Origin of the sequence: Cytobacillus firmus (assembly GCF_023657595.1) — a bacterium.
In the GTDB taxonomy this organism is placed as follows: Bacteria; Bacillota; Bacilli; order Bacillales; family Cytobacillaceae; genus Cytobacillus; species Cytobacillus firmus_B.
This window is the reverse complement of sequence record NZ_CP098323.1, coordinates 1,704,341-1,723,846: the sequence shown is the minus strand read 5'-3', so window position 1 is coordinate 1,723,846 and position 19,506 is coordinate 1,704,341. Positions and strand designations below refer to the sequence as shown.

The 19,506-nt window shown below is 43.1% G+C and carries 16 protein-coding genes; 1 reads left to right on the top strand and 15 read right to left on the bottom strand.

Features of this window, described 5'->3' with window-relative positions; genetic code table 11:
* Window positions 1–216: 216 nt before the first annotated feature.
* The 15 genes from rpe to NAF01_RS08885 form a co-directional block, all read right to left on the bottom strand.
* Window positions 217–867: a ribulose-phosphate 3-epimerase gene (gene rpe, locus NAF01_RS08955; protein ID WP_197214832.1), complete on the bottom strand. Its 651-nt coding sequence runs from the start codon at window positions 865–867 to the stop codon at window positions 217–219.
* Window positions 868–870: 3 nt separating this feature from the next.
* Window positions 871–1,752: a ribosome small subunit-dependent GTPase A gene (gene rsgA, locus NAF01_RS08950; protein WP_048007932.1), complete on the bottom strand. Its 882-nt coding sequence runs from the start codon at window positions 1,750–1,752 to the stop codon at window positions 871–873.
* Window positions 1,753–1,767: 15 nt separating this feature from the next.
* Window positions 1,768–3,753, bottom strand: a complete 1,986-nt coding sequence (pknB, locus tag NAF01_RS08945) for a Stk1 family PASTA domain-containing Ser/Thr kinase (RefSeq protein WP_250802439.1) — start codon at window positions 3,751–3,753, stop codon at window positions 1,768–1,770.
* Window positions 3,746–4,510 carry a Stp1/IreP family PP2C-type Ser/Thr phosphatase gene (locus NAF01_RS08940; protein ID WP_197214831.1) on the bottom strand — a complete coding sequence of 255 codons (765 nt, stop codon included), beginning with the start codon at window positions 4,508–4,510 and terminating at the stop codon, window positions 3,746–3,748. Before NAF01_RS08940 ends, pknB begins: the two co-directional genes overlap by 8 nt.
* Before the next feature lie 4 nt (window positions 4,511–4,514).
* Window positions 4,515–5,600 carry a dual-specificity RNA methyltransferase RlmN gene (gene rlmN / locus NAF01_RS08935; RefSeq protein ID WP_197247994.1) on the bottom strand — a complete coding sequence of 362 codons (1,086 nt, stop codon included), beginning with the start codon at window positions 5,598–5,600 and terminating at the stop codon, window positions 4,515–4,517.
* Entirely contained in the window at window positions 5,601–6,956 is a 1,356-nt protein-coding gene (gene rsmB / locus NAF01_RS08930) for a 16S rRNA (cytosine(967)-C(5))-methyltransferase RsmB (protein WP_250802140.1), read from the bottom strand.
* Window positions 6,953–7,903 (bottom strand): methionyl-tRNA formyltransferase, encoded by a 951-nt coding sequence (gene fmt, locus NAF01_RS08925; RefSeq protein WP_250802139.1) that lies wholly within the window; start codon window positions 7,901–7,903, stop codon window positions 6,953–6,955. The genes rsmB and fmt overlap by 4 nt, the downstream gene beginning before the upstream one ends.
* Window positions 7,900–8,385: a peptide deformylase gene (gene def / locus NAF01_RS08920; protein WP_048007927.1), complete on the bottom strand. Its 486-nt coding sequence runs from the start codon at window positions 8,383–8,385 to the stop codon at window positions 7,900–7,902. The genes fmt and def overlap by 4 nt, the downstream gene beginning before the upstream one ends.
* 107 nt (window positions 8,386–8,492) lie before the next feature.
* Window positions 8,493–10,907 carry a primosomal protein N' gene (gene priA / locus NAF01_RS08915; RefSeq protein WP_250802138.1) on the bottom strand — a complete coding sequence of 805 codons (2,415 nt, stop codon included), beginning with the start codon at window positions 10,905–10,907 and terminating at the stop codon, window positions 8,493–8,495.
* On the bottom strand, window positions 10,904–12,112 hold the full coding sequence (coaBC, locus tag NAF01_RS08910) for a bifunctional phosphopantothenoylcysteine decarboxylase/phosphopantothenate--cysteine ligase CoaBC (RefSeq protein WP_250802137.1): 1,209 nt from the start codon (window positions 12,110–12,112) through the stop codon (window positions 10,904–10,906). Before coaBC ends, priA begins: the two co-directional genes overlap by 4 nt.
* Window positions 12,113–12,306: 194 nt before the next feature.
* The gene (gene rpoZ, locus NAF01_RS08905; protein ID WP_048007924.1) at window positions 12,307–12,528 is read right to left on the bottom strand and encodes a DNA-directed RNA polymerase subunit omega; all 222 of its coding nucleotides are present in this window, start codon (window positions 12,526–12,528) and stop codon (window positions 12,307–12,309) included.
* 2 nt (window positions 12,529–12,530) lie between these two features.
* Window positions 12,531–13,145 (bottom strand): guanylate kinase, encoded by a 615-nt coding sequence (gene gmk, locus NAF01_RS08900; RefSeq protein ID WP_048007923.1) that lies wholly within the window; start codon window positions 13,143–13,145, stop codon window positions 12,531–12,533.
* Between the two features lie 10 nt (window positions 13,146–13,155).
* On the bottom strand, window positions 13,156–13,419 hold the full coding sequence (gene remA / locus NAF01_RS08895; protein ID WP_026585597.1) for an extracellular matrix/biofilm regulator RemA: 264 nt from the start codon (window positions 13,417–13,419) through the stop codon (window positions 13,156–13,158).
* Between the two features lie 60 nt (window positions 13,420–13,479).
* Window positions 13,480–14,352: a YicC/YloC family endoribonuclease gene (locus tag NAF01_RS08890; RefSeq protein WP_197214827.1), complete on the bottom strand. Its 873-nt coding sequence runs from the start codon at window positions 14,350–14,352 to the stop codon at window positions 13,480–13,482.
* 177 nt (window positions 14,353–14,529) lie between these two features.
* A complete protein-coding gene (locus NAF01_RS08885) occupies window positions 14,530–17,208 on the bottom strand; it encodes a calcium-translocating P-type ATPase, SERCA-type (RefSeq protein ID WP_197214826.1) in 2,679 nt (892 codons plus the stop codon).
* Window positions 17,209–17,751: 543 nt separating this feature from the next.
* On the opposite strand from NAF01_RS08885, the gene NAF01_RS08880 reads away from it, so the two are divergent.
* The gene (locus NAF01_RS08880) at window positions 17,752–19,467 is read left to right on the top strand and encodes an Rqc2 family fibronectin-binding protein (RefSeq protein ID WP_250802136.1); all 1,716 of its coding nucleotides are present in this window, start codon (window positions 17,752–17,754) and stop codon (window positions 19,465–19,467) included.
* The last annotated feature ends 39 nt before the right edge of the window (window positions 19,468–19,506 follow it).

The following is a 19,506-nucleotide window of genomic DNA, read 5'->3' as shown; positions in this document are numbered from 1 at the left end:
ATTGCTCCATTCATTTATGTATCTAATATGACAAAAAGCCAGCTGTATTCCAGCTGGCTTCTTTTTATCGCAGTCTAACGGGCAGTAAGACCCCCATTCAAGACTCAGAGGAATCAAATGAGGATAAGTGGGGATCAAACTGCCCGTAAAGGCCCGATTGGTTCAACTAACAATCAGTGGGGGATAAGGAAAATCCCCACTGATTGAAGTTTCACTTTATTGCGAACCCTTTAAAGCAGCAATCGCCGCTGCTCTGTCTTTCTGATTATAAATCGCCGACCCGGCAACCAGCACATTGGCTCCAGCTTCAATGCACAATTGCGCTGTTTCTTCATTTACTCCGCCGTCCACTTCAATTTCAATTTTCAGGCCTTTTGCGTCAGCCAATTTTTTTACGGCTGCAATCTTCGGAAGAACGGATGGGATGAATTTCTGCCCTCCAAATCCAGGATTAACAGACATAAGCAATACCATATCAATATCTTCAATAACATGCTCTATCATATTAACTGGTGTAGCTGGATTAAGAACCACTCCTGCCTTAACACCAAAGGATTTAATAAAATGAACCGTTCTGTGGAGATGCCTGCATGCTTCTGCATGAACAGTGATGTAATCGGCCCCCGCATTAGCAAATGCCTCAATGTAACTATCCGGATCTTCTATCATCAAATGAACGTCAAGGGGCAGCTTTGTTACAGGACGGATGGCATCCACAATTAATGGACCAATTGTAATATTCGGCACAAAATGGCCGTCCATTACATCAACGTGGATATAATCAGCGCCGCCGCGTTCAACATCTTTAATCTCTTCTCCCAATTTAGAAAAGTCTGCCGATAAAATAGAAGGTGCGATTTTTACCATGAATTAATACCTCGGCTTTCTATCTTTGATTTCCTGCAGAAAGGTTTTGTAGTGTTCATACCTGTAGGATGGAATTTCACCGTTTTCACAGGCGGCTTTTACAGCGCATTTAGGCTCAGCCATGTGCAGGCATCCTCTAAATTTGCAAAGTTCACTTTTCTCCTGAATTTCAGGGAAGCAATAATTGAGATCCTCCAATTCGATATCAGTGAATTCGAGGGAGCTGAATCCCGGGGTATCAGCAACAAGCCCTTTTCCAACCTCGATCAGCTCTACATGCCTGGTCGTATGCTTTCCCCTGCCCAAATGCGAAGAAATATCATTTGTTTTCAGCTCCAGGTCCGGTCTTAGAACGTTCAACAAAGAAGATTTCCCTACACCTGACTGTCCGGCAAAAACAGATATCTCACCTTCCAGATAGGGCATCAGATCTTTAACGCCTTCTTCTGTTTCAGAGGATGTCAGCAAAACATCATAGCCGGCTTTGCGGTAATCAGATGCATATTGCTGAATTTCCCTATACTCATTTTCATCTGCCAGGTCAATTTTAGTAATGCAGATGAGCGGCTTTATATGATTGAATTCAACCAGCACCAGGAAACGATCTAAAAGAGAGGTGCTAAAGCCCGGTTCAACAGCTGAAAATACAAGAATGGCCTGATCAACATTGGCAATCGGCGGACGAATCAGCTCATTTTTCCGTTCCTTTACTTCTAAGATGTATCCTTCTGTATTACTTTCTGCCTGAAACACTACTTCATCACCGACAAGCGGTGTAACTTTATTTTTCCTGAAAACTCCACGTCCGCGGCACTGAATGGTTTCATTTCCGCTTAATACATAATAAAACCCTGCTATGGCTTTAATAATTTTGCCCTCAGGCATAGCAACACTCCTTGCTTATGATTCTTCATCCGGATAAGGTATTTCCTTTTCCTCAAAAACCTGGCCATCGCGCAGAACCTTATAAGAGGCATTCTGTCCAGGAGCGATTGTCAGATCAATTGGTATTACCACATCTTCATATATCAGCTCTGTATGCATTGGTTCAGAACCTGTATTATTCAAATCCTTAATGATAATCTGAACTTCATTGGGCTCACCTTCGGCGGCAGGCTCATATGGAATGCTGATCTCAATATTTTCAGTCTTAGGAAGGAGTTCTTTTTTTCCTTTTGAAAGAACCACCGTCACCTTCTGTCCCCTTGTCAGATTTGCGCCTGGTGCCGGGTCCTGTTTGATAACCAGCCCTTCAGGAACTTCCTCATGGTACTCTTCTTCCCCATATTCTACCTTCAATCCGGAAGATTCTTCGTACTCCTGCAGACCCTTTTCGTTATAGCCGCGTAAATCTTTTAATGCTATTGGCGCCGGTCCTTTGCTCACAGTGAAAATCAATTCCGTATCCTCTGGAACGACAAGGTCGCCTTCTGATAAGTTTTGATCCAGGATGGTCCCAGCCGGCTCACTATCATCTGTTTCTTCGTTTTTTTCAATGCTTTTAAAATTTTTGTTTTCAAGCAGGCGGACAACATCATCATATTGCCTGCCCTGGTAATCTGCCAATTCAAATTTTTCTTTGCCGGAGCTTTCATAGATATCAATGGAGGTTCCCTCTTTGACAGTTCTGCCTGCTTTCGGATCTGTTTTAACTACCAGGCCTTCTTCAACATCCGGATCACTGATCGGCTTTGTATCCCTAACCGTAAACCCTGCGGCAATCAGCTCTGCTACTGCATCTTCCACCTCTTTGCCGGATACATCCGGAACCTGAACATCCTTTGGCTCCATCAGATCAGGAAAAACGGTTATGGCCAGGATCCCTGTCACAATCAGAAATAAAAAGACTGATACCAGGATTATCGGCCATTTCTTTTTCTTCTTTTTTTCTTTCTTCTTCTTTTCAGGGAGAGGATTCGCCACAGGCTGAGTATCTCCCTTGGTATCCTTTGCATGCACAAGGGTTTCGTCCATACTTTGATATGGGCGGTCATCTGTAATAACAGGTATAGCTTTTGTAGCATCATCGTCAATTGGCACTATGAACTTTTTTTCATGCAGTCTTTCGGGCTCAAGAGCTGTTCTGATATCTTCTTCCATTTCTTCAACGGTATCATACCTGTGAAAGGGATCTTTAGCGGTCGCTTTTAAAACGATATTTTCAACACTTTGCGGTATGGATGGATTCCATCTCTTCAGGGAAGGTGTCTCCGATTGCAGGTGTTTGAGTGCTATTGATACCGCAGATTCACCCGAGAAAGGAAGCCTGCCTGTCAAAAGCTCAAACATAACAATGCCAAGGGAATAGATATCAGACTTTCTGTTGGCCATTCCCCCTCTGGCCTGTTCAGGAGAAAGATAATGAACAGAGCCCAGCACTGAATTTGTCTGGGTTATGCTCGTAGCGCTTAGTGCCATGGCAATTCCAAAATCAGTAATCTTAACATTACCATGCCTGTCTATCAAAATATTATGCGGTTTAATATCCCGGTGTATGATATGGTTTTGATGTGCATGAGATATGGCTGAGGTCAGCTGTTTCAAAATTTCCAGGGCATCATCTATCCGAATAGGGCTGTTTTGCTGTATGTATTGTTTTAACGTTTGTCCATCTACATATTCCATCACAATATAATAGATTGAGTCCTCCTCGCCAACATCATAGATATTGACGATATTCGGGTGGGCTAAGCTGGTAGCAGACTGGGCTTCACGATGAAAACGGCGGATAAATTCTTCATCTTCGGCAAAGTCCATCCGAAGCACTTTCACGGCTACATCACGATCAAGAATCATATCATGGGCCAGGTAGACATTCGCCATGCCTCCTCCGCCAATCATATCAATAATTCTATAGCGGCCGCTTAATCTTCTTCCCTTAATCATCATTTATCATCCCGCTCTCATTGCTTTCATAATACTCAGCAATCACGAGCGTAATATTATCTTCGCCGCCATTATCATTGGCCTTATCAATCAGCACTGAAGCTTTTTCTTCCAGTGCACCTTCACTTTTGAGGATTTCGCTCATTTCTGCCACAGATACCTTGTTGGACAATCCGTCAGAGCATAATAATAATAGGTCGCCTTCTTCGAATGTAATAGTTTTAATATCCATCTCAACAGCTGCTTCCGTTCCCAATGCTCTCAGCAGCACATTTTTTCTTGGATGATGCTCGGCATCTTCCTTTGTAATCTGCCCTGACCTTACAAGTTCATTCACCAGGGAATGGTCTTCCGTCAGCTGCTGAAAACCTGACTCATTTAAAATATAACATCTGCTGTCGCCGATATTCGCAATCGTCGCAAATCGGTCGGTACATATGGCAGCAACAACAGTAGTGCCCATACCTTCGCATTGTTCATTCACTTTTGAATGTTCATAAAGGATGGTATTGACCTCTGCAATATGCTTCTGCAGCCATCCTTCAGCCTCATCGGCAGTCTGAAAGTCATCTGTCTGATCCCAGAATCCTTTTAAACTTGTTAAAGTCATTTCGCTTGCCACATCGCCAGCACGGTGGCCGCCCATGCCATCTGCTACGATGGCAAGGCGCTGACCGCTGCTGTTCACATAGATGCCGCCATTATCTTCATTATGCTGCCTGACTTTGCCTCTATCTGTCATGAAAACAGCTTTCATTCTGTCACCTCGTCTCCTCTTTTCGCTCCTTTGCACGAAGTTGTCCGCATGCTGCATCTATATCGTGACCGTGCTCCCTGCGAATGGTTACATTAATGCCGTGATTCTTCAATGTCTTTTCAAAAGCAAAAATCTGATCCTTGGGTGTTCTTACATAATCCCGTTCCGGCACATAGTTTACTGGAATCAGGTTAACATGGCACTTAACATTTTTTATTAACTTTGCGAGCTCTTCAGCGTGTTCAACCTGATCATTTACCCCTCCGAATAAGCCATATTCGAAGCTTACACGTCTGCCTGTCTTATTTATATAATACCTGATTGAATCCATAAGGTCCGGCAGCTTATAAGCTCTATTTATAGGCATCAGGCGGCTCCTGATTTCGGTGTTTGGGGCATGTAGGGAAATCGCGAAATTAATCTGCATATTTTCATCTGCAAATTTATAAATTTTCGGGATGATTCCGCTTGTCGAAACAGTTATATGGCGTGCGCCTATATTCAGCCCTTTATCATGGTTGATAATTTTAAGGAATGAGAGCATGCTGTCATAATTATCAAAAGGTTCACCTATACCCATAATGACAACTGAGCTGACCCGTTCATCTGTTTCATCAAGTGCCTGTTGTACTTTTACGACCTGAGCAACGATTTCTCCTGCTTCAAGATTACGTTTTAATCCGCCTAATGTGGAGGCACAGAATGTACATCCGATCCGGCAGCCCACCTGAGTGGTTACACATACTGAATTCCCATAGTCATGCCTCATCAGTACAGTTTCAATTGAATAGCCATCATGAAGCTCAAATAAGAATTTTATTGTCCCATCAGCAGACTCCTGCTGGATGATCGTTTTAAGGGTTGTCAGTGAAAAATTTGCTGATAGCGTGTCCCTCAGCCCTTTTGACAGATTCGTCATATCCTCAAATGATGTGACCCTCTTTGTATAAAGCCAATCAAATATTTGCTCAGCCCTGAAGGCTTTCTCATTATTTTCTTTTAGCCATTCCTTCAGCTCATGAAGCTGTAAAGTATAAATGGATGGTTTTTGTTCTGCTGCTGTAATTTTCTCTGCTGTATTTTGTTCCATTTATTGCACCTTCTTTCTCAGACAGGAAATATAAAACCCGTCCGAACCAATATCCTGCGGTAAAACCTGCAGTTCAAAGCCATCTATTAAAGAAGCAATTGCATCAGGCATCCGCTCCTGAACAGAAAGATCTCCCTCAAATTCCGCATTGTCCTTTAAAAACGCGTGAACAACATGCTGATTTTCTTCTTTGTCCACTGTACATGTACTATAAACAAGAATACCACCTTTTTTCAGTAAAGGTGAAACGGCATCCAATAGATTCCTCTGAATCTTATGGAGGTGATATAAATCTTCTTCTTTTTTGGTGTATTTCATATCAGGCTTTCTTCTCATAACTCCAAGGCCTGAACATGGGGCATCCACTAAAATGCGGTCAAAAGATTCTTTTTCATAATGCTCCTGGACTTTTCTGCTGTCAAGGGCATTTGTCTTAATATTTGTTAGTCCCAGTCTATCGGCATTATCATTGATCAGCTTTACTTTATGCTCGTGAAGGTCCAGTGAAATGACCTGACCGGTATTTTGCAGTTTTTCTGCTATATGTGTCGTTTTTCCTCCCGGAGCTGCACAGGCATCCAGAATCTTCTCATCGGGATTTCCTCCAAGAGCATAAGCAGCAAGCATGGAGCTTTCATCCTGAATAGTAATCAGTCCTTCTTTAAATACACGGGAATTGGCCAGATTGCCTCTTAAACATTTAATGGCAACTGGAATAAACGGACTTGGCTCCACTTCAAATCCCTCTTCCTGAAGAAGTGACAGGCACTCCTCCCTTGAAACCTTTACCTCATTTACCCTTGCCGTCTGCAGCGGGGCAGTTAAGTTTATTTCGCACATTTTCTTTGTTTCTTCAAATCCCAGCTGATCGGACCATCTTTTTACAAGCCATTCGGGATGGCTGGTCTCAATGGAGAGGCGCTTCACCCTGTCCTCAATTTGCTCGGGATCCGGAAGCCCCTTCCTCTGAATGTTTCTCAGCACACCGTTGACCATGCCGGAAATCCCTTTATGCCCTCTTCGTTTTGCTATTTCTACTGCCTCGTAAATTGCTGCCCGGTCAGGAATTTTATCAAGATAAACCATCTGATACAGTGTCAGCCTCAAGAGCTGATTTACCCAGCTTTCGATTTTTTTATTGCCTGCCAAAAAGGGCTTCAGGTAAAAATCGAGTGTCATCCGGCGCTGAAGGGTACCATATGTCAGTTCGGTAAGCAGCCCAATGTCCTTCTGGTCAATTTCATTCTTTTTTATGGCGTTATTCAGTAAAAGATTGCTGTAGGACTGATTTTTTTCTATGGCCTCAAGAAGCTCCATTGCCGTTTCTCTAACATTTTTCGTCTGTAGTTTTTTCATTCTATGTCTCCCAGACGGCCACCGGCAGTCAGATTGGATCCTGCACCTCTTAAAAATTGTTCTGCCGGCATCTTTTTCTTTCCTGAAGGCTGCAGTTCAGTTATTTTAACGGCTGTATCATTCCCTGATGCCACAACGATCCCGTCTTCCTCAAGCCTGATGATTGTTCCCGGTTCTTCACTTTTAGCATGTTTGACTTTCTTTGAATTCCAGATTTTAACCACTTTGCCGTCAAATGTTGTATAAGCAACCGGCCAGGGGTTTAAACCTCTAATGTGGTTATAAATTTCTTTTCCGGTTTTGCTCCAGTCGATTTTTTCCTGTTCTCTTTTAATGTTATAGGCAAAAGTGGCTTCTTCTTCATTTTGCTTAATGGGATTCAGTTCGCCATTCAGCAGTTTCGGCAGGGTTTCAGACAAAAGCTTGGATCCTGCCTCGCTAAGTTTATCGTGAAGAGTGCCCACTGTATCTGTTTCAGTAATCGGCACCTCAACTTGTGTTAATATATCGCCGGCATCCAGCTTTTCAGCCATATACATAATGGTGATACCTGTTTTTTCTTTTCCCTGCAGAATGGAGTAATGAATGGGTGCACCGCCACGCAATTCCGGAAGCAATGATGCATGTACATTTATACAGCCATACTTAGGCGCATCCAGAAGCTCCTTGGGCAAAATTTGCCCAAACGCTGCTGTGACAACAAGGTCGGGCTTAAGAGCAAGTACTTTCTCCAATTCATCCGGCTGGCGGATTTTTTCGGGCTGATACACAGGGATGCCCTGTTTTTCAGCTTCGACTTTTACAGGAGGGGGAGTAAGGACTTTTTTCCTTCCAACCGGCCTGTCAGGCTGAGTAACCACTCCGATCACTTCATATCCGTCGTCTATTATTTGCTTTAGTACCGGCACTGAAAAATCGGGTGTGCCCATAAAAACGATTTTTGTCATTCAGCTTCCAATCCTTCCAACTCTTCTTCATTCAAGTATCTTGTTACTTTTGAGGTAAATAGCACCCCATGCAAATGATCAAATTCATGGAGGATCGCTCTTGCCAGGAAATCCTCAGCCTCCAGGGTAAAAAATTTCCCTTTGCGGTCCTGCGCCTTTATTTTGACATATTCAGGCCTTGTAACTTCACCATATAAGCCCGGAAAACTCAAGCATCCCTCAGGGCCTGTCTGCTCCCCATCCGTTTCAAGAATTTCCGGATTGATCATTTCAATTGTTCCAAACTCATCATCTATATCAACAATGGCAATTTGCAGTTTTTGCCCAATTTGCGGAGCAGCAAGCCCGACACCATCGAATTCAAGCATCGTATCATACATATCATTTAACAATTTACCAAGCTTCTTATCAAAGACTTTAACTGGTTCGCATTCTGCCTCCAGAATTTCAGCCGGATAAGTAACAATTTTTTTTACCGCCAAAACGTTTCCTCCATTTTTATCTATTTTCAACCAATTTGGGTTTATTCATAACCAGAAAAGCAGATGCGAATTAATGCACTCCTTCTAAAAGCTGGCTTTTTTAGAAACTACATTAAAATATATGGATTCAGGTCAATTGAGACGGTTAGGCCCCCGGCAGAAATTTCCTGCTGGTAATTATCCAGGATCTTTTTCAGCGTCTGGCCAAGTTCCGGCTCCCGTTTGTATTTTATCAGACATTGATACCGATATCTATTATTGATCCGCGGTATTGGAGAGGCAACCGGACCAAGAACAATGCTCTCTGCAGATAATTTTGACTGAATGTACTGCGTGATCTTCTCGGTTACAGAAACAGCCTTCATTAATTCCTCGTGACTGACTGTGACAAGGGAGATATAGAAGAAAGGAGGATATCTATGGATTTTGCGGACCATCATTTCTCTATCGTAAAATTTATCGTAATCCTGCTCCCCCGCCAGCTCAATACTATAATGTTCAGGAGTGTAGGTCTGAATGATTACCTCACCCTCTAATTCATGCCTCCCAGCTCGCCCGCTTACCTGTGTCAGCAGCTGGAAGGTTTTTTCAGAAGAGCGGAAATCAGGCAAGTGCAGTATGGTGTCTGCCGAGAGTACGCCCACTAAAGTAATATTAGGGAAATCAAGGCCTTTAGCAATCATTTGGGTCCCAAGAAGAATATCTGCATGTCCTTCCTGGAATTGATCGAGGAGCTTTTCATGTGCACCCTTCCTGCTGGTGGTGTCGACATCCATCCGTATTACCTTCGCTTCCGGCAGAATCTTTGCCAATTCCTCTTCCACTTTCTGCGTACCGGTCCCAAAATAGCGGATATGCTCACTTTCACATTCCGGGCATGCATTTGGAACCGATGCCTCATATCCGCAGTAATGACATTTCATCTGCTGGTTATAACGATGATAGGTCAAAGAAATATCACAATGCGGACAATTAATTACATATCCGCAGTCCCTGCACATAACAAATGAGGAGTGTCCTCTTTTATTTAAAAATAATACGATCTGCTCTTTTTTTCCAAGACGGTCTTTTATTTTTTCAAGGAGCTTCCTTGAGAACATAGACCGGTTCCCTTCACGCAGCTCTTCCCGCATATCAATGATATCAACGGCAGGGAGAGCCTGATTGTTCATTCTGTTTTCGAGAGTGAGGAGATGGTAAACTCCTTTTTGTGCCCGCGCGAAAGATTCCAATGAAGGAGTTGCACTGCCGAGCACCACAGGACAATTATGATTTTCAGCTCTTTTGATGGCAACGTCCCTTGCATGGTATCTTGGGTTTTCTTCCTGCTTATAGCTGGTTTCGTGCTCTTCATCAATTATAATAATTCCGAGGTTTTCAAATGGGGCAAAGATCGCCGACCGGGCACCGACTACAACCTTGACTTCCTTCCGCTGAATCTTTCTCCATTCATCATACTTTTCTCCCGCTGACAGGCCGCTGTGCATGACCGCAACCTGATCGCCAAACCTTCCTTTAAAGCGTTTGACCATCTGAGGAGTTAAAGAAATCTCAGGAACAAGGACAATGGCTTCTTTGCCATCCTCAAGCACCCTCTGGATGGATTGAAGATAAACCTCCGTTTTCCCGCTCCCTGTTACCCCATAAAGCAAAAAGGTTTCATGCCTGTTATCTTCAATGGAATTAAGGATGGGGATGATGGCTTTTCTTTGTTCTTCGGTCAAAGAGAGCGGTTCGGTTCTTTCGAATTCACGGTCTCCAAAAGGATTGCGGTAAATTTCCACATCTTTCTGGCCAAGCAGTCCTTTTTGCAAAAGCCCTTTTAACGTGGAGGAGGTGATTCCAAGCAAGGAAAATAACTCTTTCTGATCGACCGATCCTTCTTCCTGAAGAAAATACTCCAGCACTTCCTTTTGCTTAGTTGCATTGCCTGGAAGGTTTTGAAGGTAATCAGCAAGCTCTTTAGAAGGAGCGGCCGCAAACACCTGCTTGACTTTTTTCTTTTTCACCCGTTCTTTTACCTGGTAAATAATTTCGATATTTCCATTGGATGCTTCCTTCTGAAGAAGCGGTAAAGCACCGCCCTTTACTGCATCGTCCCAGGTAATTTCTTCAGCATTCTGAAAAAGTGTGCATACTTTTTCTGGGAGCAGCTTACGATCTGCATTTTCCGCCATAACAAGCTTCTTTTCATATTTCGCCTTCAATGCTGCAGGCAGCATTGCCTGAAAGGCTGAAATTTTGTAGCATAAAGTCTTTTCTGTCAGCCATTCACCAAGATTCAAAAGCTCCTGATTAAGAACTGGATTTAAATCCATCGGCTCTAAAATGGATTTTAACTGCTGAAAATCTGACACTGCTTTTAATCCTGTAACAAACCCCTGTATTTTCCTCGGCCCAAATGGAACAACCACCCTCATACCGGGGAAAATGACACCTTTCAGATGAGAGGGTATTTTATAGTCAAATGCCCGGTCAGTCTGTTTGGCAGGAACATCGACAATTACACTGGCTATATTCATTCATGCTCATCCTTTAGCAGCTTCGAGGCTTCTTCAAGAATTTTCACGGCAACATCTCTTTTAGACATTAGCGGAAGTTTTTCCGACGACCCATCCTTTTTAAATAATGTAACAATATTAGTGTCAGTTCCAAAACCCGCACCTTCAGCAGTTACATTATTGGCAACGATCATATCGGCGTTTTTCTTCATTAGCTTGCCCTTTGCATACTCTTCGACCTGTTCGGTTTCAGCCGCAAACCCTATCAGGATTTGCTTCTCCTTTTTTTGTCCCAGCTCGAACAATATGTCCTTTGTTCTTTCAAGCTCCAATACTTCATCCCCGGGCTGTTTCTTCATTTTTTGCGCAGAAGCCACCTTTGGACGATAATCGGAGACTGCAGCTGTCTTTATGACAACATCGGCATAATCAAATTCATTTAATGCCGCTTGATACATTTCTTCAGCAGATTCCACCTTTATCAGTTTTAATCCGGCAGGCGCGTTAATTGAAACCGGGCCGGATATTAATACAACTTCAGCACCTGAAGAGACGGCAGCTTCCGCTATTGCATAGCCCATTTTCCCCGTAGAATGGTTCGTAATATAACGGACAGGATCAATTTTTTCTCTCGTTGGGCCCGCAGTTATGACCACTTTTCGGCCAGAAAGCTCCAATCTGGAAGGCTTGAAAAATTCACTGATTATTTCTGTAATTTTCTCAGGCTCTTCAAGCCTGCCTTTTCCAACATAGCCGCATGCAAGATACCCTTCTGAAGGCTCTATGAATCTGCAGCCAAAACCATATAAGGTTTCAATGTTTTTTTGGACAGCGGGATGGCTGTACATATGCACATTCATTGCAGGGGCAATCCAAATCGGTGATGATGCAGCCAAAAGGGTTGTTGTGATCATATTATCTGCAATTCCATTGGCAAGCTTCCCGATCACATTTGCTGTAGCCGGGGCAACAAGAATTAAATCGGCCCAATCAGCCAGGTCGATGTGCGCAATAACCTTCGAGTCTTTTTCATCAAAAGTGTCTGTGTAAACATCATGTCTTGAAAGGGCCTGAAAAGTTAATGGTGCAACAAAGTTAACAGCCGATTCACTTATGATTACTTTCACCTGCGCTCCGGCCTGTGTCAGTTTGCTTGTTAAGGCTGCAGCTTTATAAACAGCAATTCCACCGGTTACACATAATAATATCTTCTTTCCAGTCAGCATAATATGACCCCACCAATCTCAAAATAATTCTTCTCTATGAAAAACGGCCTGGCTATTTATTTTTATATAAAGCTGGCCATTAATGGCAAATAGCTTTTATGATAGTTTTATTATGCAAGAAGAGCAGTGAATTTTCATCTAATAAAACCTAAAACAAAAATAACAACCTTTTGAAAGGTTGTTATTCAGCGATTTCACTCGTATGATTCATTGGCTGTTTTTTCACCCAGGCGGTAATGAAGCTGGTCTGCATGTATTTCCTCAAGTGCTTTGCCCACATTTTTATGTGATTTGTATTTTTCAAGCTGCGGTCTGGCATTTAGCTGAAGCTTGCGGGCACGCTTGGCAGCAACAGAAACAAGTGAATATTTGGAGTCAATCTTTGTCATTAGAGAATCAATAGAAGGATAAAGCATATTTATTCTACCTCCAGCATTTTTTTATATTTAGGTTCGACACGTTCCCTGCGGCAGTGTTCAGCTACCACTATGGATTTTATTCTTTCACAGGCCAGATCGATTTGATCATTCTCTACAACATAATCATATAGATTCATCATTTCAATCTCTTCTCTCGCTGCATTCATGCGATTGTTGATGATATCTTCTGTCTCTGTCCCTCTCGTCACGATACGGTTCTTAAGCTCTGACAGACTGGGGGGAACCAGGAAGATGAACAGGCCGTCCGGAAATTTCTCGCGTACCTGGCGGGCACCCTGAACTTCAATTTCAAGGAAAACATCTTTGCCGCGGTCGAGTGTTTCTCTTACATAATCAACCGGTGTTCCGTAGTAGTTCCCGACAAACTCTGCATATTCAAGCAGCTTATCCTGCCTGATGAGCTCTTCAAACTCTTCACGCGTTTTGAAAAAATAATCAACTCCATTGACTTCTCCCTCTCTCGGAGATCTCGTTGTCATTGAAATAGAATATTCAAACGCAGTATCAGACTGAGCAAATATCTCTTTTCTTACTGTCCCTTTTCCTACACCTGAGGGTCCGGATAGAACGATCAATAACCCTTTTTCTTTCATTTATAAAATCCTACCCTTCCTCAATAATTTCATCACGGTCATTTAATCGGTGTGCGACGGTTTCCGGCTGGACCGCAGACAAAATGACATGGTCACTGTCCATAACGATAACAGCACGGGTGCGCCTGCCATATGTAGCATCTATTAAAGAGCCCCGGTCCCGCGCGTCCTGAATAATCCGTTTTATAGGAGCAGATTCGGGACTGACTATTGATATAATCCGGTTGGCAGATACAATATTGCCAAAACCGATATTGATCAGCTTAATTGACATTTGGGTCCTCCAATCATCAGTTATTTAGTTTGACCCCCAGAGCCGGAATCTAAACAACTGCTATTCAATATTTTGAACCTGTTCCTTCATTTTTTCCAATAAACTCTTTATTTCTACGACTTCGGCAGCTATATCTGCACTATTTGCCTTGGAGCCGATCGTATTGGCCTCCCGGTTCATTTCCTGCAGAATAAAGTCGAGCTTTCTGCCTGCCGGATCTGTAAGCTGAAGTGTATGCTCAAACTGGCTTATGTGGCTTTGCAGCCTTATCAGTTCTTCACTGATATCCGCTTTATCAGCGAAAACTGCTACCTCTGTCAAAATTCTCGGTTCATCCACCTGGCCATCAAGAAATTCCTTCATACGCTTATGCAATCTTTCCTGGTAAAGCTGAGCGACCTTTGGCGCATACTCTCTCAGTTTGCTGACACTATTGCTTAAAAGACTAAGATGGCTGCGAAGATCTCTTTCCAGCTCATCGCCCTCTGCTTTCCTCATTTGCATTAACTGCAGGCATGCCTCTTCAGCAGCAGAAAGTACCAGCTGGCTCATTTCCTCATTGCCGGACTCTTTCTCTTCAATGCCAATTAATTCTTCACGAATGACATCCCCGATGGATAATTCCGTTTGAATTTGATACTTTGCTTGAATTGCAGTTATGTATTGATAATATTCATCTAATAGTTCCCAGTCAACATTTACTTTCCTGCTGGCCAGGACATCACCGTCAACGGTGATAAAAACCTCGATTCTTCCTCTTTTGATATGCCTATTAAGCTTTTTCTTTATTTTGTCTTCAATATGCATCAGCTGTCTGGGCATTCTTATTTGAAATTCGGAAAAACGATGATTTACAGTTTTGATTTCAACCGTAATGGAGCCTTGCCCGGAATCTTTTTTGCTTCTGCCATAACCGGTCATGCTTACTGCCATTTCTCACACTTCCTTTTGGGAAAAGCACAGCTTATAAAAAGCACTTACTTTCAGTTAGCGGCATGGTGCCTGTGCATTTTATGTATAAAAATCAAGTAGTGATGGAGATTTATATGTTTGCGCAAAAAAGAAAGGTAATAGAGTTCTTCTCTACTACCTAAAGGATTATAACATATTTTATTTTGTTTTTCTTGCCAAAAATGTGCCTGCCAGTAAAAATGTTGGAATGGCTGAGAGTCCTGTGATCATAAACCAGTCGCGCAATTCAATAGGGACAGTGTGGAAAATTGGCTGAAGCGGCGGATAGTATATGACAATCAGCACTAAAACCAGGGAAGAGATGACTGCCCAGACTAAATATTTATTGCCAAATGGATTTCTTGAAAACACGGATTTTTCACTTCGGCAATCAAATACATGGATCAGCTGAGCCATTACCAATGTGGCAAACGCTACTGTCTGTGCGTATGCAAGATGATCCGGATTTGCCCGGTAGGCAAAAATAAACGCCAGTAATGTCACAAGGCCAATTAAAAATCCCCTTGAAACCACTTTCCAGCCAAGCCCTCTTGAAAAGACACCTTCCTTAGGGCTCCTTGGTTTCCGCTTCATCACATTCTCCTCAGGCTGATCAAGGCCCAGAGCCATTGCCGGAAGTCCATCCGTTACGAGGTTCACCCAGAGAATCTGAATTGGCACTAATGGCAGTGGAAGGGCTAGAAGCATAGCAAACAGCATAACCAGAATCTCGCCAACATTTGATGCTAGCAAATACCTGATGAACTTGCGGATATTTTCGTATATATTTCTTCCTTCTTTTATCGCGGCTTTTATGGTAGCAAAATTATCATCAAGCAATACAAGTGCAGATGCCTCTTTAGCAACATCTGTGCCTGTAATGCCCATTGAAATGCCAATATCTGCTGCTTTAATGGCAGGAGCATCATTGACTCCATCACCTGTCATGGCAACGATATGACCTCTATTCTGGAGAGCCTTGACAATTTTCAATTTATGCTCAGGTGATACTCTGGCAAATACTGTGACATCCTCAACCACTTCTTCCAGGTCTTCTACAGACATCTCTGCCAGGTCTTTGCCCTGAAGTACTTTGGAACCTTCTGTTAAAATGCCTAACTGTTTGGCAATGGCCTGTGCTGTAATCACATGATCTCCTGTGATCATGATCGTTTTGATTCCTGCTTCCCTGCACTCCTTGACTGCTTCTTTAACCTCCGGCCTTGGCGGATCAATCATCCCCTGCAGCCCGATAAAAGTTAATCCCTTCTCCGCCTCTTTTTCATCAAGAATGACATTTTTAGATGGGATTTCTTTATAGCCAATCGCGATCGTTCTCAATGCTTGTGAAGCCAGATCTTCTATGGCTGCCTGAATTTCACCTGAAAGCTCCCTCGAAAGAATCTGCCGCCTTCCCTCCCAAAGAACCGATTCGCTTTTCCCGACTAAGACATCGGGAGCACCTTTGGTAACAATAAATTGTCTTCCATTATGATCCTTTACCACAACACTCATCATTTTTCTGGCAGAGTCAAACGGAAATTCATTAATAATCTGAAATTGATTCAGCAGACTGCTCCTGTTATAACCAGCTTTCATGGCTGCTACAAGGAGAGCACCTTCAGTTGGGTCCCCGTCAATCACAAACTCATTGTTTTTCTGCTGTATTTCCGCATGGTTGCATAGCATGCCAAACATCAGCATCTGCTGGAGCGCTTTATCACTTTTCGGCTCAATTTGGCTCTCATTTCGATAAAACTGCCCTTGCGGTTCATACCCGACTCCATCTACTCTCCATTCTTTCCCTCCGCTCCAGAGATGGGTAACGGTCATTTTGTTTTGGGTCATGGTTCCGGTTTTGTCTGAACAAATAACAGACGCACAGCCAAGTGTTTCAACTGCAGGAAGCTTCCGTACTATTGCCTTTTTCCTGATCATTCTTTGAACACCAAGCGAGAGCGCCACCGTGACAATGGCAGGCAGCCCTTCGGGAATTGCCGCAACAGCCAATGAGACACCAGCAAGGAACATTGTATATAATTCCTGTCCCTGCATCACACCTGCCGCAACAACGAGAACTGTAAGGAAAATCGCTGCCGTAATGAGGATTTTGCCGAGCTGTTCCAATCTCCGCTGAAGCGGTGTTGTCATGGTTTCGGCATTTTGCAGAAGATCAGCAATTTGTCCCATGGCGGTATTCATCCCTGTACCGACAACTACACCCAATCCATTGCCGCGGGTCACCATTGTACCCATAAAAGCCATATTTTCCATATCGCCAATAGCGAGGTTAGGTGTTTTCAGGGATCCGGTCCTCTTTTGAACTGGCAGCGACTCTCCCGTTAAAGCAGACTCCTCAACCTCAAGGCTATTGGATTCTACTATTCTTACATCGGCACCCACTCTGTCGCCCGTAGAAAATTTAAGCAGATCCCCGACGGCCACTTCTTTGGAAGGGATTTTCTTCCACTCTCCCTCCCGGAGAGCAATTACTTGGGGAGCGGATAACTCTTTTAGTGCACTTAGCGACTTTTCCGCTTTCCTTTCCTGAAAAAAGCCCAGAAACCCATTTATGATTACAATTGCAATAATGGCAATCGCATCAATATATTCACCAAGCAGCCCCGAAATCAAGGTGGCAGCTAATAAAACAAGAACCATGAAATCTTTAAATTGACTAAAAAATAAGAGTAAAGCAGACTGCTTTTCTCCCTCTTTCAATTCATTAAAGCCATATTGTTTGTGGCGTTTTTTTACATCGTCCTCTGTTAAGCCTGCCTTAATGTCGGTATTTAAGGCCTGCTCAACCTCCCTTTCATTCATTTCATGGAACTTCATCCGGACATCACACTTCCTCCTTTGTGGTTTGAGAAAAGCCATGAGTGCCTGGGTGCAGGATAATATCATCGAGAAAAATCCCGTAAGCACTCACAGCCAGACTTTAAGGGAATCCACCAGATGGCAGACTATCCTCTTCTGCTAAAACAAGGCAGAGTTGTCCAATCTCACTCTAAAGAAAGCATATTCAGCCCTGTCCAAAAAAATGCTATTATTAAAAAGAAAAGCGGAAGCGCCTTGCCCACCCCCGACAAGCACAAGACGGGGCTACCGGAAAGGCGTCCTTTGCCTTTTTGGGAGGTCAGGCTTGTGACCTCGAGGGGGTAGGCGCTGGAGCTAGACAATATTAGAAAAGCGGAAGGCGCCCGCTTATCGGCGACAAGCTTTTGACCTCGAGCCGATGGCGCCTGGAGCTAGACAGCATTAGAAAAGCGGAAGACGCCTGAAAATAGAAAGACCAAGCAGTAAAACTTGATTTTTATTTAATAAATGAAAGAATAATGTATATCTAATGTTATTTTTAATAGAAGAGGATGTTCCGATATGTCATTTGATGGTTTGTTCACAAGAGCTATGACGAAAGAGCTCATAGATACTTTAAAGGGCGGCAGAATCAATAAGATTCAGCAGCCATATAAAAATGAAATCATTTTAGTTGTGCGGGCAAATGGAAAGAATCACAGGCTTTTGCTGTCAGCCCATCCAAGCTATGCGAGAGTCCAGCTGACGAATGAAACACACGAAAACCCTTCAGAGCCGCCGATGTTCTGCATGCTTTTAAGAAAGCACCTGGAAGGCTACATACTTGAAGATGTCCATCAAATCGGGCTTGACCGTATAATCGTGTTTGAGGTGAAAGGCAGGAATGAGATTGGCGATACATCCTATAAACAGCTGATTGTTGAGATTATGGGCAGGCACAGCAATATTACGCTGGTAGATAAATCCCGAAATATCATTCTCGACAGCATCAAGCACGTTTCTTATGCCGTTAATAGCCATCGTGCAATTTTGCCCGGACAGGAGTACATACTCCCTCCATCTCAGGATAAACTGAATCCCTTCGAGGCGGATGAAGAAGCTATACTGCGCAAGATTGATTTTAACAGCGGGAAAGTTGATAAACAGCTTGTGGCGGGATTCGCCGGAATCTCACCGCTTTTTGCCAAAGAAGTGATGCACCATGCAGGTCTTGTTAACAGGACAACTGTCCCTAAAAGTTTCCAGCATTTTATTGACTTGCTGAAAGACCATACAATAAGGCCTGCCATTACAGAAGGGGAACATAAAGAAAGCTTTTATTTATTGCCCCTCCAGCATATAAAAGGGGAATGCAGGGAGTTTAATTCCCTGAGTGAAATGCTGGACCGCTTTTATTTCGGCAAAGCCGAAAGAGACCGTGTCAAACAGCAATCCAATGATCTTGAACGGTTTATAATAAATGAGAAAGAAAAGAATGAGAAGAAAATTGAGAAGTTGAAAAGAACCCTTCATGAAGCAGAAAATGCCGATAAACATCAATTATATGGGGAATTGATCACGGCCAATATTTATGCTATTCAGAAGGGAATGAAGGAAACCGAAGTCATCAATTATTACGATGAAAATGGCGCTTCAGTTATCATTCCATTGGATCCTCAGAAGACTCCTTCCGAGAATGCACAAAAATATTTTACAAGATATCAAAAAGCAAAAAATGCCGTAATTGCAGTAAAAGAGCAAATCAAGAAAGCAGAAGAGGAAGCAGCATACTTCGAGTCTCTTCTTCAGCAAGTAGAAACTGCATCTACAAGAGACATTGCCGAAATAAGAGAAGAGCTTACTGAAGGCGGTTATATTCGCGAAAGGCAGAAACGGGGAAACAAGAAACAGCAGAATCTTAAGCCTGTTCTTGACCGCTATGCTGCCACGGACGGAACGGAAATACTAGTCGGGAAAAACAATAAGCAAAATGATTATTTAACGAACAAATTAGCTGCAAGGGATGAAATCTGGCTGCATACAAAGGATATTCCCGGTTCACATGTAGTAATCCGAAGCAAGGAACCAGCAGAAAACACCATTCTTGAAGCTGCATCACTCGCTGCTTACTTCAGCAAAGCACGCAATTCAAGTTCCGTACCTGTTGACTTCACCCAAGTCAGGCATGTGAAAAAACCAAGCGGTGCCAAACCCGGATTTGTCATATATGACAATCAGCAGACAGTTTACGTTACACCTGATGAAGAAACGGTTCTGTCCTTAAAACAAAATCTGTAAAGAAATGAAAAAGCAAGCTCCAATGCTTGCTTTTTTCAT